12 protein-coding genes are annotated in these 16,099 nt (G+C 57.3%); 7 read left to right on the forward strand and 5 right to left on the reverse strand.

Annotated features, from left to right (window positions below):
• Positions 1-87 precede the first annotated feature (87 nt).
• On the reverse strand, positions 88-1,119 hold the full coding sequence (locus tag BLO50_RS20535; RefSeq protein WP_090256152.1) for an RNA methyltransferase: 1,032 nt from the start codon (positions 1,117-1,119) through the stop codon (positions 88-90).
• Between the two features lie 156 nt (positions 1,120-1,275).
• Between BLO50_RS20535 and BLO50_RS20540 the strand changes: the two genes are divergently transcribed.
• Entirely contained in the window at positions 1,276-1,578 is a 303-nt protein-coding gene (locus BLO50_RS20540) for a DUF1883 domain-containing protein (protein ID WP_090256153.1), read from the forward strand.
• 68 nt (positions 1,579-1,646) lie between these two features.
• Here BLO50_RS20540 and BLO50_RS20545 read toward each other — a convergent pair whose 3' ends face one another.
• Complete coding sequence (locus BLO50_RS20545) at positions 1,647-2,543, reverse strand: DMT family transporter (RefSeq protein ID WP_090256154.1); 897 nt, start codon at positions 2,541-2,543, stop codon at positions 1,647-1,649.
• A gap of 200 nt (positions 2,544-2,743) precedes the next feature.
• On the opposite strand from BLO50_RS20545, the gene aceK reads away from it, so the two are divergent.
• The 5 genes from aceK to BLO50_RS20565 all read left to right on the forward strand — a co-directional run bounded on the left by aceK (position 2,744) and on the right by BLO50_RS20565 (position 9,212).
• Positions 2,744-4,474 (forward strand): bifunctional isocitrate dehydrogenase kinase/phosphatase, encoded by a 1,731-nt coding sequence (gene aceK / locus BLO50_RS20550; protein WP_090256155.1) that lies wholly within the window; start codon positions 2,744-2,746, stop codon positions 4,472-4,474.
• A gap of 5 nt (positions 4,475-4,479) precedes the next feature.
• Entirely contained in the window at positions 4,480-6,519 is a 2,040-nt protein-coding gene (locus tag BLO50_RS20555) for a TonB-dependent receptor family protein (protein WP_244152923.1), read from the forward strand.
• A 99-nt stretch (positions 6,520-6,618) separates the two neighbouring features.
• Entirely contained in the window at positions 6,619-6,750 is a 132-nt protein-coding gene (locus BLO50_RS22190) for a PA1414 family protein (RefSeq protein ID WP_262372069.1), read from the forward strand.
• A 184-nt stretch (positions 6,751-6,934) separates the two neighbouring features.
• A complete protein-coding gene (locus BLO50_RS20560) occupies positions 6,935-8,500 on the forward strand; it encodes a methyl-accepting chemotaxis protein (protein ID WP_090256156.1) in 1,566 nt (521 codons plus the stop codon).
• A 91-nt stretch (positions 8,501-8,591) separates the two neighbouring features.
• Positions 8,592-9,212, forward strand: a complete 621-nt coding sequence (locus BLO50_RS20565) for a tRNA-uridine aminocarboxypropyltransferase (RefSeq protein ID WP_090256157.1) — start codon at positions 8,592-8,594, stop codon at positions 9,210-9,212.
• Positions 9,213-9,219: 7 nt separating this feature from the next.
• Here the strand turns inward: BLO50_RS20565 and BLO50_RS20570 are convergent, their stop codons facing one another.
• From BLO50_RS20570 to BLO50_RS20580, 3 genes are read right to left on the reverse strand one after another with little or no spacing between them, the layout of a single operon-like run.
• Entirely contained in the window at positions 9,220-10,578 is a 1,359-nt protein-coding gene (locus BLO50_RS20570; RefSeq protein ID WP_090256158.1) for an HlyD family type I secretion periplasmic adaptor subunit, read from the reverse strand.
• A gap of 8 nt (positions 10,579-10,586) precedes the next feature.
• Positions 10,587-12,737 carry a type I secretion system permease/ATPase gene (locus BLO50_RS20575; RefSeq protein ID WP_090256159.1) on the reverse strand — a complete coding sequence of 717 codons (2,151 nt, stop codon included), beginning with the start codon at positions 12,735-12,737 and terminating at the stop codon, positions 10,587-10,589.
• Positions 12,738-12,769: 32 nt separating this feature from the next.
• On the reverse strand, positions 12,770-14,125 hold the full coding sequence (locus BLO50_RS20580) for a TolC family outer membrane protein (protein WP_090256160.1): 1,356 nt from the start codon (positions 14,123-14,125) through the stop codon (positions 12,770-12,772).
• 437 nt (positions 14,126-14,562) lie between these two features.
• Between BLO50_RS20580 and BLO50_RS20585 the strand changes: the two genes are divergently transcribed.
• A partial coding sequence (locus BLO50_RS20585) for a retention module-containing protein (RefSeq protein ID WP_143003845.1) occupies positions 14,563-16,099 on the forward strand: 1,537 nt, incomplete at its 3' end.

Raw genomic sequence — 16,099 nt, forward strand, 5'->3', positions numbered from 1 at the left:
AAAATGCCCGCGCTCTGCGGGCATTTTTTATGCTGCTTACTTCGTGTGGGAGCGGCTTTAGCCGCGATGCAACAACTCAGTCATTACTTATGCACGGTTTTTGCGCCGATCCAGCAGCTCGGTTGCCCGTGCACGCAATTGTCCGCAGCCGCCATCAATGTCCTGGCCCGCCGAGTTGCGCACCTTGGTCAGCACGCCGCGGCTGTGCAGGTAACGCACGATCTGCACGATGCGGTCGCCATCGGGGCGCTGAAACTCGTCTGCTTCCAGGCTGTTGTAGGGGATCAGGTTCATGATCGCGTACTTGCCCTTGAGCAGGCGCAGGATGCCGTCCATTTCCTCCTGGCTGTCGTTGATGCCCTTGAGCAGCGTCCATTGGTACTGGATTGGGTAATCGATCTGCCGCGCATAGGTTTCGCCCAGTTCCACCAGTTCTTCAGGATCAATGCGTGGCGCGCGCGGCAGCAGCGCCTGGCGCAACTCGGCATCTGTTGTGTGCAGCGACAGCGCCAGCGCCGGCTTGACCTGCTGCTGTGGCAAACGCTCGAACACCCGTGGATCGCCGACGGTAGAGAACACCAAATTGCGCTGGCCGATACCGCCCTCGGTGCCGAGCAGGTTGATCGCTTCGAGCACGTTATCCAGGTTATGTGCCGGCTCGCCCATGCCCATAAACACCACTTTTTTCACCGCTCGAAAGCGCCGGGCCAAGGCCACTTGGGCGACGATCTCGGCAGTGCTCAGCTGGCGCAGCAGGCCGCTCTTGCCGGTCATGCAGAACACGCAGCCCACCGCGCAACCCACCTGGCTGGAGACGCACAGGCCATCGCGCGGCAGCAGCACGCTCTCCACCATCTGTTTGTCGGCCAACTCCACCAGCAAACGCGCCGAGCCGTCCGTCGCCGGGTGTTCAGAGCTGAGGCGCGCCAGTCCATCAAGTTCGCTGCTTATCTCGGGCAGGGCATTGCGTACCGCCAGCGGCAGGAAGTTCTCGGTCTTCTGGTTGCGCGTACCGGTATCCAGCGGCATGCCGCGCAGCCAGGCACGGGTAATCCGCCCGATGTGCATGGGCTTGGCACCGAGATCGGTGAGGCGTTGGTGAAAGTCGTGAATATGCATGGGGCGCGCATGCTACCACCGGCCAGATTGCGGTGGTATGTGTGGCGGTGGGCAGGCGTCGGATGCGCAGACCACGCCGCTTAATCTTTGCTCAAGCCGCGCCGGGCACTCATACTAGCGTCCTGATTGGCCTGACCCAGCTGTGCGGAGCGGTAGATGAAATTTATACACCAGCGCGAACACCTCAACGAAGACGACGTCGTCGTGATCGAATGCTCGCAAACCTGCAACATTCGCCTGATGAGCGATGCCAACTTCCGCAGCTTCAAGAACGGTGGCCGGCACACCTACCACGGTGGTGCATTCGACACCTTCCCGGCCAAGATCACCGTACCGAGCAGTGGTTTTTGGAACATCACCATCGATACGGTCTCGCGCAAAGCCATCAGCGTCACACGCAAGCCGACGCTCAAGCATTCAATCAAAATCGTGCGCAAGTCGACCTCGCGGCTGAGCTGATCCCTGGTTTGAACCTGAGCCGCAAAAAAGCCCGCTTAAACAGCGGGCTTTTTTGTGTCGGGAGTGAGTCAGGTGGGTTTGACCGTTGCGCTAGGCCGTACCACCAGCCAAAGCGCGATGGCAATCAGCACGCCGCCATACAGGTAGGCCCAGGACAGTGGCTCATCCAGCAGCAAGGCGCCCCAGAGTACGCCGAATGGCGGGATCAGGAAGGTGGTGGTGCTGGCCTTGATCGGGCCGATATCGCTGAGCAGGCGAAAATACAGCACATAGGCGAAGGCGGTGCAGATAAAGCCAAGCCCAGCCAGGGACAGCCAGACCTCTAGTCCGCCCCAGCTGGCCGGCGGCTGCACAACCAGAGAGCCGGCGAACCAGGGCAGTAGAAACAGGCTGGCACCACAGAGGCTGGCAAAGGCGGTCAGACGGTTATCCAGGCCGCCTTGCTGGCCGATCCAGCGTCGCGTTAGAAAGCCGGCAAAACCGTAACAGGCGGTAGCCACCAGGCAGGCTGCGGCGCCCCAGAGCAGCGGTAAATCAAACTCCACCGGACCGGTGCGGGTCAGCACTGCTACCCCGAACAGGCCGATGGCCACCCCGGCGGCTTTGCTCCAGGTCATGGCTTCAGCAAAGAACAACATGCCGATTAGCACCCCCATCATGGGTGTGGTGGCATTCAGAATCGCGGAGTAGCCCGCGGGCAGTACCAGTGCAGCCATGCAATACATGGCTGAGGGCAAGCCGGCGTTGATTACTCCGAGGATCAGGCAGTGTTTGAGTTTGCCGCTGAAGTCCCACCGAACTCGCATCAGTAACAGAATGGCGAATAAGCCCAGCATGCCCAAGCTGGCGCGGAAAAATGCGGTTGGCATGCTGCCCAGTACGGGCGCGACGATGCGCATAAACAGAAAGCTGGCGCCCCAGATGGCAGCCAGCAACAGCAGACGGATCAGGTCGGCAAGACGCACAACGAACTCCACATATTAAGAAAGGCGAGCAGTGTTGCTGGGCGCGTACGCCAAGGCAATTCGAAATGCGCTTTCAAAGCCGTCGAATGGCAATATTTCGTGGCAGATAAATCTGTATTCAGGCATTGCCGGCTTTTACTTGGTGCGGCCACTGGATAAGCTCGGTGGATTATCCGCATTTGATCTGCAGGGGTTCGTATATGCCACAGCAATGGCCGGCCAGCGCGATTGCCGCACTTATCCTCGACGGCTTCGATGATTACCGTGAGCAGTTCAGGCAGATTACCAATGGCGCGCGGGTGCGATTCGAACAGGCGCAATGGCAGGAAATTCAACAGGCTTCAGCCGCACGTATTGCCCTCTATGAAGAGTGCGTCGGTGCGGTCAGCACGCGCCTGAGTCAGGAGTACGACGCGCAGGTGCTGCTGGATGTGGCGCAGTGGCCGCTGGTGAAGTCGGCTTACATCGCCCAGATCGACCTGCGCTACGACGACGAGCTGGCGGAAACCTGGTTCAATTCGATCTTTTGCGGGCTGTTCAGCCATGACCAGATCAACGATGGCTGCATGTTTATCCACACTACGCGCCCAGCGTTGCGGGTGAATGAGCGGGCGCCGCAAACACGGCTGTACGAACCCAAGAGCAATGTTGAACAGGCACTGCGGCAGATTTTCGAGGATTTCAGTTTCGAAGTCGGCTATGAAAACCTGGAGCGCGATCTGGCGCGGCTGCTCAAGCAACTGCATGCCAATTTGCCGGATTGGGTGTGCAAGGACCCGGACCTGCGCATTGAGCTGTTCGCCTCGCGCCTCTATCGCAACAAAGGCGCGTACCTGGTTGGGCGGATCTACACCCGCGATGAGCAATGGCCGTTGGTGATTCCACTGCTGCACCGCGAAGGGCAGGGTATTCAGATTGATGCGCTGATCACCGATGAAGCGGAGGTGTCGATCATCTTCTCCTTCACCCGTTCCTATTTTATGGTCAGGGTGGGCTATCCGGCGGAGTTTGTCGGCTTCCTTAAGCGCATTCTGCCCGGCAAGCATATTGTCGAGCTGTACACCTCAATCGGCTTCTACAAGCACGGCAAGTCGGAGTTCTACCGCGCGCTGATCAATCACCTGGCCACCACCGATGACAAGTTCGTCATGGCCCCCGGGGTGCGCGGCATGGTGATGAGCGTGTTTACCCTGCCGGGTTTCAATACCGTATTCAAAATCATCAAGGACCGTTTTTCGCCGTCGAAAAACGTTGACCGTAATACGGTGATCGAGAAGTACCGGCTGGTAAAAACCGTCGACCGGGTAGGGCGTATGGCCGATACCCAGGAGTTCGCCGATTTCCGCTTTCCGCTGAGTAAGTTCGACCCCGAGTGCCTGGCCGAGCTGCTGGAAGTCGCGCCGTCCACCGTCGAGGTGAAGGGCGATACGGTGCTGGTACGTCACTGCTGGACTGAGCGGCGCATGACTCCACTCAACCTGTATGTGGAAAGCGCCAGTGCAGCTCAGGTGCGCGAAGCGCTGGACGACTATGGCTTAGCCATCAAGCAGCTAGCCGCAGCCAATATCTTCCCTGGCGACATGCTGCTTAAAAACTTCGGCGTTACCCGTCATGGCCGCGTAGTGTTCTACGACTACGACGAGATCTGCTTCCTCACCGAGGCCAACTTCCGGCGCATTCCGCCACCGCGTTACCCCGAGGATGAAATGTCGTCCGAGCCCTGGTACTCCGTGGCGCCGCTGGATGTGTTCCCCGAGGAGTTTCCGCCGTTCCTGTTTGCCGATATGCAGCAGCGCAAGCTGTTCAACGAGCTGCATGGCGAGCTGTATGACGCCGATTATTGGAAGAGTCTGCAAGATGCCATTCGTGCCGGCAAGGTCATCGATGTATTCCCGTATCGGCGCAAGGATCAAGCCGATAGGGAGTATTGAGCAGCGTGCGCCTATCGTGTTGTGCGATTGCCGCCGGTGCCTGGCTACTGGCGGATAGCGCTGTTGTGAGGGCGGCTGAATCAGGCGAGGCTGCCGTTGAACTGGCGCCATTGCTGATCACTTCGCCACGTAGCACTGCGCGCTGGTTGAACACGCCGGCCGCCGTCACAGTTATTGATGCGGGCGTTGCGCCCGGTGAGCAGAACCTCACGCTGGATGCTTTGCTGGCGCGCGTGCCCGGCGTGTTCAGCCTCAATCGTTACAACCTGGCTCAAGGCCTGCGCCCTGCGATTCGCGGGTTTGGCGCACGGGGCAATTTCGGCGTGCGCGGCATTCGCGTGCTGGTCGATGGTGTGCCCCTGACCATGCCCGATGGCCAAACTGAGCTCGACGGCCTTGATCTGGGCTTGGTTGAACGAATGGAGGTCCTACGTGGCCCGGCTTCGGTGCTGTACGGCAATGCCGCAGGCGGCGTGCTGGCAATTGAAACGCGCGAGCCACCCATAGTGCCCACGATGCAGTTGGACCTCAGTTCGGCTGGGCTGGGTTATCAGCGTACACGTGGCGAAATTGGTGGCAGCGCCAGCAACCTGAGTGGTTTGCTCGCCTTCAATAGCACGGTTTTAGAGGGCTATCGCGAACACAGCCAGGCGCACACCAACAGCCTCACCGGCAAGCTGCGCTGGTATGCGCCCACGGGGCGTCTGCGCCTGAATTTCAATGCCATCGACAACCGTGCTGAAGATCCGGGCGGCCTGACTGCCGCTGAAGTAAAAAGGGATCGTCGTCAGGCAGCGCCGAATAACCTGCGGTTTGATGCCGATGAATACATTCGTCAACAGCGCTTGGGGCTGGTCTGGGATGGCTACGCTGAGGGGGCTGATGAGTACCAGCTGCGCAGTTACCTAGGGCACCGCGAGTTTGGCAATCAGCTGGGGTTTGCCACCAGCGGGCAGACGACCTTCAAACGCTATTTCAGCGGCGTTGGTGGGCAGTACAGCCATCACCGTGAGCTGATTGGCCTGCCTCATAAAATCACCACAGGCTTTGAGCTAGAGGCGCAACGTGATGATCGTCGGCGGTATGACAACCTGCTTGGTGAGCGTGGACAATTGCGCCAACAACAAGATGAATCAGCGCTGAGCCAGGGGCTGTTTATCGAAGATCAGATCGACCTGAACGAGCAGTGGCAGGCCACGCTTGGGCTGCGTTATGACCAGGTACGTCTGGCGGTGGATGATTTTTATCTGGTCGATAATCGCAATGACTCAGGCTCGCGCAGCCTGGAAGATTGGAATTACAGCGCCGGACTGAGTTATCGCATCACCTCGCAACAATCGCTCTATGCGCGCCTGGCGAGCTCTTTTGAAACACCCACCATCAATGAGTTGGGTAATCCACAAGGCGGTGGCTTCAACGGCGCCTTGCAGCCGGCTCAGGCATTTAGTCGTGAGTTGGGTATCAAAGGCGAATGGCCTGCGCTGCGTTATGCCGTATCGCTGTACCGCATTGAGCTTGAAGATGAGTTGGTGGGCTTTAGTCTGCCCGCCCAGCCTGGACGTAACTTTTATCGCAATGCCGGTGAGTCACGCCGTGATGGTCTGGAGTTGAGCCTAGATTGGCAACTGGCCGATCATTGGCGTTGGTCTGCGGCCTATGCGTTTAATCGTTATCGTTTTGAGACGTATCAAACCACGGCGGGCGATTTTTCCGGCAAGCGTATCCCCGGTATTCCGCAGCAAACCCTCTTCAGCGAACTGGCTTATGAACAGCAAGGCGCCTATGTGCGGCTCGGCGTGAGCGCTCAGTCGCGGGTATATGTTGACGATGCGAATAGCCGGCCTGCTCCCGGTAATGCCGTGTTCAATGTGCGCCTCGGTAAGCGTTATCAGATGAACGAGCAAAGCGTGGAACCGTACGTGGGTATCGATAACCTGCTAGGGCGTGAGTATTTCGATAACCTGCGCATCAACGACGCCAACGAACGTTACTTCGAGCCCGGTCCCGGGCGTACCTTTTATGCTGGCCTGCGAGTCCTGTTTTAACCTGTTACGACGGAGTTGAAGCAGTTTCAATCAGCCTGAACTAGGCTGGAATGAGGTGTCCAATCACCTATGTCGATGTCTTGGGTTGGAGGCTATTGTATGAACACCAAGTTGCAGAATGCCTTGCTTGATTTGTTGGTTGCCCTTGGCCTGTGTGAACGGCCAAAACTGCAGCCAATCCCTGTACGCAGTAATCCCCTCGACTCCAAGTCGGTACCTCCACGGCGTTAGGTCTTTGTGCCTGTTTGCATGCGTCAGCGACGGTCAGTTTTTGTCTGGGCGGCTGACGTTTATTGCGCAAATTGTCCCAGATCATAATTGCCTGCTTTAAAACAAGCATTTGCTAGCGCGTTGTCAGCGCTGTGCTAGACCTACACCTGAAGTTGTGCAAATAGCTCAGACAGGGATAGCTCCAATGCGCCAGAACCTCCCAGTGACTCAACGGGAAAGAACGTTTCCCGCCAATGAACGGCTGATTTCCACCACCGATCTGAACAGCAATATCACCTATTGCAACGATGCCTTTGTCGAGATCAGCGGTTTTACTCGCGAAGAGCTGCTCGGTCAGCCGCACAATCTGGTGCGCCATCCCGATATGCCTCCCGGTGTGTTTGCTCACATGTGGGAAACCATTAAACAGGGCAAGCCCTGGATGGGCGTCGTCAAAAATCGTGCAAAAAATGGTGATTACTATTGGGTTAGCGCTTACGTCACGCCGATCTATGAAAATGGCCGGGTGGCTGGCTACGAATCGGTACGTTCTCTACCTGATGAAGCGCAGAAACGCCGAGCTGAAAAACTCTATGCCCGCCTGCGTGAGGGCAAGCCTCCTGTGCCAAAACTGGAGTACTGGACCTACGATATCATTCAGTCATGGCCACTGATTCTGGCGTGCGTGCTGATTCTTGCTTCACACGCTGTGCTCAGTGGTACTTGGCTTTTGGGCTTCATTTTTGCGGTGCTGTTCGGGCTCGGGTCCTATCAACTGCACGCAAAAAGCAGTTTGATCAGGGACACACTTGCCGAGCACCCCAAGGCATTTACCAGTGCTCTAGTCGCCCTGACCTATACCGACAGTCGGGGTGCACAGGCATTATTGGATATGGCGATGATCAGTGAGGACGCACGACTTCAGACCGCACTGACACGTATTGAAGATGCCGGCAACAATGTCAAAAAGCATGCGGCGCGCTCGGCCGACCTGTCACGTTCCGGGGCGCTGATGCTTGATCAACAGCGTAGCGAAACCGATCAGTCCGCCACTGCAATCAACCAGATGGCAGCAACCATTCAGGAGGTGACGCACAACGTGCAGAGCACCTCGCATGCCGCTGAGGAAGCAGACCGGCTGGCTAAACAGGGCCTGCAACTTGCCAGTGGCAGCCTCGACTCTATGCAGCATATGGCTAAGGCCGTGGTCGACATTGGTCAGGCCGTCAATGACCTGGCCAACTCGACACAATCTATTGGCAGCGTCGCTGATGTGATTACCTCGATTGCTGAGCAAACCAATTTGCTAGCGCTCAACGCTGCCATCGAGGCGGCGCGAGCGGGTGAGCAGGGACGTGGCTTTGCGGTGGTGGCCGATGAGGTGCGTTCATTGGCATCACGTACGCGTGAGTCTACCGAGCAGATTCATCAGATTATTTCGTCGCTGCGCGCAGGGGCTGAACGTGCGGTGGTAACCGCAGGCAAGGGCGAGGCGATTTCCAATCAGAGCGTTGAAAGTGTCGAGTCGGTCCGCACCGCGTTAAGCGGTATCAGTGAAGCCGTCAGCCGCATCACCGGCATGAGCCAGCAAATGGCATCTGCATCCGAAGAGCAAAGCCATGTGGCGGAAGACATCAGCCGACAGATTACGCAGATTGCGCAACTCTCTGACCGCAGTGCCGAGCAGGCGCACCAGGGCGCAGTAATTGGCCAGGAGCTGGAAGATATGGCCGATTATCTGCATAGCCTCGCGGAGCGCTTCAATCGCTGAGTGATGATTTGGCCGTATGCCTGTCGGCTCGCCTCTGAGGTGGGCCGATTTTCGATGTGTTATGGCAAACTGCGCGGCTGAGGAGAAACCGATGCCACGCCCGCAATGCCTACGTTGTGCCCGTCCGATTGAGCGCTGTTTATGTGCGCTGATTCCCTGTCTAAATAGCCGTACTCGGGTGCTGATCCTGCAGCATCCGAGTGAGGTCAAGCATGCGCTGAATACCGCACGTCTTGCGGCTCTTGGCCTGAGTAATGCTGAGTTGCTGGTAGGTGAGGTCTTCGAGTCGCTTGCTGCACTGCTTCAGCCGCCTGGCTATCGTGCGTGTTTGTTGTTCCCCGGCGAGCATGCGCAAGCGTTACGGACGTTTGCTCAACAGCACAGTGAGCAGCCGCTGCTGCTGGTGGTGCCTGACGGCACATGGCGCAAAGCCCGTAAGCTGTTGCACCTCAATCCATTGTTGGCAACTTTGCCCAGAGTTGTATTACCGGAGGGGTTGCAGTCACGTTATCGCTTGCGCAAAGCGCCGATGCCCGGTGCTTTATCAACCATCGAAGCGATTGTGACTGCCCTGAATATCGTTGAGGCTCCAGTCTGTTTCGATGGGCTGCTCACACCCTTTGAGGTATTGATTGAGGGGCAGATTGAGGCGATGGGCGAACAGACTTTCCAGCGCAACCACGGCAAGCCGGATGCATCAGGCGTCAGATAAGGCATTTTTAGCGCTCGCGCATGGCTTCCGAGCGTGCCTTCAATACTGGTTTGAGCAGGTAGTCGAGCACACTTTTTTCACCGGTGATGATGTCGACCGTGGCAACCATGCCAGGGATGATCAGCAATGGATGTTCATCGCTGCCTAGGTGGCTCTTATCGGTACGTACCTGGATCAGGTAGAAACTATTGCCTTCCTCATCGGTAATGGTGTCGGCGCTGATCAGTTCGAGGTTGGCCTTGAGTCCACCGTAGATGGTGTAGTCGTATGCGGTAAATTTGACCATGGCTTTCTGCCCAGGGTGCAGGAAGGCGACATCCTGCGGGCGTACCTTGGCTTCAATCAGCAGGCTGTCATCCAGCGGTACGATTTCCAGCATGTCACTGCCGGGTTGAACGACGCCGCCGATGGTGTTGACCTTGAGTTGTTTGATCACTCCGCGTACGGGTGATACCACGGTGGTGCGGCTGACGCGGTCATCAATCGCAACGCTGGTAGCGGTGAGCTTCTGTAGTTCGGTGCGGATTTCGTTGAGCTCCTTGAAAGCGTCTGAGCGAAAGCTCAGTTCCGATTCTTCAATCTTGCTTTTGATCTCATCCATCGCCGACTCGGCTCTTGGGATCGCCAAGTTGGTGGCATCCAATGAGCCGCGTATTTCCACCAAGCTGCGACGCAGGCGGAGGATTTCCACCTGGGAAATGGCGCCTGTTGCGACCAGGGGTTGCGACATATTCAGCTCCTGCTGCAGCAGGCCCATACTGGAGCGGTATTGCTGAGCCTTGGCGCGAAATTCGGCCAGTTCCTGGGTTTTTTGCCGCAGCTGTTCGCCGAGAGTGCGTTGTTCGCTTTGCAGGCGATTCTGTCGAGATTGATAGAGCGCCAGCTCATCCTCAGCCAGTTGTGGGGCTTCGCGCAGAATATCCGCCGGCATGCTGATGGGGCGTCCTTCAGCTTCTGCGGTTAACCGCTCGACCCTTGCTACCAGAGCTAGGCGATCGGCTTCGGCTTCGCCTCGGTTGGAGAGAAAGCGCGTGTCATCTAAGCGCAGTAGCACAGCGCCTTTTTCGACAATCTGTCCTTCGCGTACAAAAATTTCGCTGACGATGCCGCCTTCCAGGTTCTGAATAACCTGGATCTTGCTGGATGGGATGGCTTTGCCTTCACCAGTAGTGACTTCCTCCAGCACGGCAAAGTTGGCCCAGATCAACGCCACGATCAGGCATGTGCTCACCACCCAGACGGTGATACGGGTGAACCACGGCGAGTCTTCGAGAATGGCGCCGTCGACTTCCGGCATAAACTCGGTGTCCTGCTTGCGCTGGCGCATGCTGGCGAAGTAGTCGCGAATCGAGGTGCTTATTTGCATGACCGTTCCTATACCGCAGCAGGGCCAACTCGACCTTTGCGTAGCGCTTCAATTACTGCTTCTTTCGGGCCGTCTGCAACAATATGGCCGTTATCCAGCACCACCAGACGGTCGACTAGGCTGAGCATTGAAGCGCGGTGAGTGATCAGCAACATGGTTTTACCCTGGGCCCAGGTTTGCAGACGGTTGCGCAGGATTTCCTCGCTGGTGTTATCCATGGCGCTGGTGGGTTCATCCAGCAGCAGGATGGGTGGATCAAGTAGTAACGCGCGCGCTAGCAGCACGGCTTGACGCTGACCACCGGAAAGCAGCTGGCCTCGCTCACCCACAGGGCGGTCGAAGCCTTGCGGATGTTGCCGGGCCAGATCGACCACACCGGTCAGCTCAGCCACTTCTAGCATGCGTGCATCGCTGACATAGCGTGCGCCTAACGTCAGGTTATCGCGCAGGCTGCCGGCAAGCAGTGGTAGGTCATGGGCGACGTAACCAATCTGGTGGCGTAAGTCAGCCACGTCGAGCTGACGCAGGTCGAGATTGTCCAGCAGGATTTGCCCTTTGCTAGGGCTGTAGAAAGCCATGACCAGGCGCGCCAAGGTGCTCTTGCCAGAGCCGCTGCGGCCGATGATGCCGATACGTTCACCAGCTGTCAGACGCAGGCTCACGCCTGCAAGCGCTGGGGTACTTTGTCCCGGGTAGTTGAATGTAACGTCGCGTACATCCAGTGCCCCATGCAGTTGGGTGCGGTCTAGTGGTCGTTGTTTGGCCTGACGCTCCTGCGGCAGGGCCATCAGCGCATCGGTGCTGGTCATGGTCAGGCGCGCTTGCTGGTAGCGGGTGATCAGTCCAGCGATCTGCCCCAGCGGCGCCAAAATACGGCTACCCAGCATGTAGCAGGCCACCAGTGCACCCACACTGAGCTGGCCGGCGATGATGATGTATACCCCCGCGATGATGGTGGCCATGCCCGCGAACTGCTGCAGAAACAGTGTGCCGTTGGTGGCGATCGAGGCCAGTGAGCGAGCATGAATATCGAGACGGGTGAGGGCACCATGGGTTTTTTCCCACTGGTGCTGGCGTTCACTCTCTGCGCTGCAAGCCTTCAGGGTTTCCAGGCCGCCGAGGGTTTCGATTAGCAGTGCTTGGCGTTGTGAGGCCAGTTGCAGACTTTTTTCCACCGTATCGCGCAGACGCGCCTGGATGATAAAGGCGAACAGCGCGGTAATCGGAAACGCCAGCAAGGGGATGACCACCAGCCAGCCGCCGATCAGCCAGATCACCGTAATCATCAGAAATGAGAAGGGCAGGTCGATCAGGCTGGTGAGGGTGACGGCCGTGAGAAATTCACGCAAACCCTGAAAATCATGAATGCTCTGGGCAAAGCCGCCTATGGTGGCCGGCCGGGCTGTCATCGACATGCCAGTGATGCGCTCGAACAACGTGGCCGACAGCACCACATCGGTTTTCTTGCCTGCGGTATCGAGCAAGTGCGAGCGCAGGATTTTCAGCAGCAACTCGAAGCCCATGCCAATAAACAAGCCGATGGCCAGAACCCAGAGCGTTGAGGTGGCCTGGTTGGGCACGACGCGGTCATAGGTCTGCATGACGAACAGCGGCACCATCAGGCCGAGCAAGTTGATCAGTAGGCTGGCGAGAATGGCATCGGTATACAACCAACGCGACAGCTTCAGTGTGTCGCGAAACCAGGCTTCGATACGCGGTACGAGCGGTGAGCGTGCTTCTTCCAATTCATGCCGTGGTCGGGCAAAGAAGGCTTGGCCGCAGTACTCGCTGGCCAGTTGTTCACGGCTGACCCACTGTTCGCCGCCATCGGCTTCGCAGGGCAGTATTTGCGCTTGGTTCTTCGGGCCCCATTGACGCAACACCGCGCTGCGGCCGTTTTTCAACAGCAGCAGAACGGGCAGGTTGAGGGTTGAGATGCTGGCCAGATCGCGTTGCAGCAAACGCCCTTGCAAACCCGCCCGCGCCGCAGCGCGGGGTAGTAACTCAGGAGTCAGACGCTGCTCTGGCAAAGGCAGGCCTGCACTCAAGCTGCCACGGCTGGCCGAGCAGCCGTGGAGTTTGCAAAGAATCAACAAGCCATCAAGCAGCGGATCGTCGTGATTAAGACGCGGATCGCTGGATGACCCCGGCCGTTCCATGGTGGTCAAGGTTACTACTCCTTATGCCGGTTCTATTTCATTGCCGGCAGACGGGCCTCGCTCTTCACTTCAGTGAGGGCTACAGCTTCTGCCGGTACTACCACTTGCTGCTGACGCAACAAGTCACCCATCGCTGCGGTTACCCGGTACATCGAGAACTCTTCGCTAAAGCGCACTTCGCTGTAACGCCGGTTAGCGGTAAAGAGCTCGTTTTCACTGTCCAATAGGTCGAGCAGGGTGCGTTGGCCAAGGCTGAATTGCTGTTGATAGGCTTCGCGAACTCGTGCGGTGTAGTCTGCGTAATCACGCGCTTTGGGGGTTTGCAGGCGGGCGTTTTCCATGGCGTTCCAGGCCAGGGAGAGGTTTTCGTTGAGTACGCGTAGGGCGTTGTTACGGATGTCCATCGACTCATTAATCTGGTGTGCAGTCGACTGTAGGCGTGCTTTGTCGCGCATGCCGTTGAACAGGTTGTAGTTCATCACCACAGCCGCACGCCAACCATTGTTATGACCCTCATCGCCCTGGGTGTTGTTGTCGGCATTGGTGGCCAACTCAAGGTCAACACGTGGGTAGAAAGTTGATTTGGCAACTTCGTATTGTTTTTCGGCTGCCTGGACGTCGGCCTGTGCGGACTTCAGGAACGGGTTGTTATCAATCACGGCTTGGCGGGCGCCATCCAAGGTCTCTGGCAATGAGCCCTTGAGTGAGGCGGGCGAGTCCAGCTCGTCCGGCATACGGCCAACGGCACTGAAGAAATTGGCTTCGGCATCGGCAAGGTTTACCTGCTCGGTGTAAAGGTTGTTCTCTGCCAGGGCCAGACGTGCTTCAGATTGGTCCAGGTCCGCCGTGCTGCCAACGCCTTGCTGGCTGCGCAGGCTGATTTGATCATTTATACGTTGGTGGGCTTGTAAGTTGTTACGTGCCAACTCGACCATTTCACGGCGCATCAGCAGATCCAAATAGACCTCAACGGTACGCAGAGCCAGACTTTCCGATGTGCCCAGGAGCCGATAAGCCCGTGAGTTGACTACTGCTTTGGTGCGCTCGACTTCATTGGGCGTATTGAAACCATCAAAGATCATCTGCCGCAGGCGCAGCTCAGAGGTGCCGTAATTCAGGGTTTCAGTGTTGTGGTTGCCCAGTGCTCGTGTGCTGGGGCTGTCGGTATTTTCGCGACCGTAGCCCATCAGCAGGTCGACGGTTGGCAGATAACCGCCTTTGGCAATTTTGACTTCTTCATCCGATGAAAGGCGGCTATTGGCCCCTGCATGCACCTCCGGATGGTTGTCCAGAGTGCTCTGGATCGCCTCCGATAAGGTGATGCCTTGTGCCTGGGTACAGACCGCTGCCAGCACGATACTGCTCCATAGAGGGTTGAGTGCGCGCATCTGGAAACTCTCCTTATAAGACTTGCTTAATTCCGTCGCCAAAAAAATGGCTTTTTTGTCTTGTTGATTACTCTTCGCCTGTAACATCACAGCTAAGAACACTTTTCAGCGTAGCTAAGAAAAAATTGTTACAAGCCATATAAGAAAAAAATCTTATGCAGACTGATAAAAGCAGCACATTGTTTTCATCCAGAAGCCGTGCATTTCGTGCTTTTAAGTGGCGTGCGCGGCTAAAACAGATGGTCAGATGCAAATAGGGGCGGGATCTTGCTGGTGTAATGGGCGACGTGAGTCAGGGTGACAGTTTTTTGTCGTTATTGTTTTTGAGTGTGACGTCGTTTCAACAGCCAGTGGTTTTGTTCTCTCCTTGAAAGGTATTTCGACCTTTTTTGGCATACGTGTCGGCGGTGGTCGGCAGTTGTAGTGAGGATGGAATCATGGCTACTTTGATTGGTGTCGTCAGCCAAGTTATCGGCGAAGTCTATGCAGTAGCTGGCGACGGAACGCGTCGGCCGCTCAGTGAAGGCGATCGAGTTTTTGCGGGGGAACAAATCGTTACTGGGGCCGCTGGATCTATTGCGGTTGCCATGAGCAATGGGCAGCAACTGACTCTGGGCCGCGACAGCAGCCTGAATCTCAACGAGCAAATGCTCGCCGATAATTCCAATTCACAAGTCCCCACCGCTGAAACGCCTCCAGCAGCGCCGAGCGATGGCGACTTGACCGACGTTGAGCAACTGCAGGCCGCAATTGAGGCCGGCGTCGACCCGACTCTTGAAGGTGCAGCAACTGCTGCGGGCCCAGGTGCGGGTGGTGCCGGCGGTGCTGGTGGTGTGGGCGGCGGTCATTCGTTTGTACTGCTGGGTGAAACCGGCGGTGCGCTTGATCCGATCATTGGCTTCCCAACCGAAGGGCTGAACACTGGGCCAGAGTTCCCCAATCCTGAGCCTGAGGTTGCTGATGAGGCGCCAGATGCTCCGGATTTCACTCCGGATATTGATATTGAATATGAGGACGGCAGCGGCACCTTGATTACCGGCCCTGCGGTTGTGGATGAAGAGGGATTGGTGAATGGGAGTAACCCCTCCAGCAATTCAGAACAAGCCAGCGGCACCATCATCATCAATTCTCCGGACGGTCTGTCAGCGCTGGAAATCCTGGATGTAAATGGTAACTGGATAAACGTAACCAGCGGCGGGGTCGTTCAAGGTCTGTACGGCACACTCACTGTGGATGCGGCCGGTAACTGGACTTATAGCCTTACCAGCAACACGCTTAATCACACAAATCCGAATGCAACGGGGGCTGCCGATCAGGTTGGCGAAAGCTTCCCTGTGCGGATGTTTGATCTCGACGGTGACGTATCCCCTACGGTACTTATTGACGTTCTGGTGAATGACGACGGTCCGCAGGCTCAGCTGAGTGAGCAATCAGGTGAGTTGAGTTCCGTGGTTGTAGACGAGAGCCTGGCCAGCCTGGGCGGCGCCTATGCTGACGGAATTGCCTCAGCGGTGCTGAGCGCAGCGGTGGTGCAGTCGCAGTTTGACAGTGTGTTCGGTGCTGATGGCGCCGCGGCAGGTGATGACGGCACGGTATACAACCTGCAGCTGAGCGGTGCGGATGTACCCAGCGGCCTGTTTGCGGTGGACGCCAGTGCCCCATTGGGCAAAGGCGAACAGATCGTCCTGAACCAGCTGGGCAACGTGATTACCGGCAGCGCCGGTGGCGTGGCGTATTTCACCCTGACCATCGACCCGGTCAGTGGTGAAGTGACCCTGGAGCTGCTGGACAACCTCTGGCACGACGACACCGCCGATGCCGATGACAGCGAAGTACTGGCCCTGACTGAAGGTGCACTGCTGCTGACCCAGACCGTAACCGACGGCGATGGCGACAGCGACAGCGCCTCGATTGACCTGGGTGCAGCGGGTGTCTTCAGCTTCGAAGACGATGGCCCCGTGGCACAACTCAGCG

Origin of the sequence: Pseudomonas peli (assembly GCF_900099645.1) — a bacterium.
In the GTDB taxonomy this organism is placed as follows: Bacteria; Pseudomonadota; Gammaproteobacteria; order Pseudomonadales; family Pseudomonadaceae; genus Aquipseudomonas; species Aquipseudomonas peli.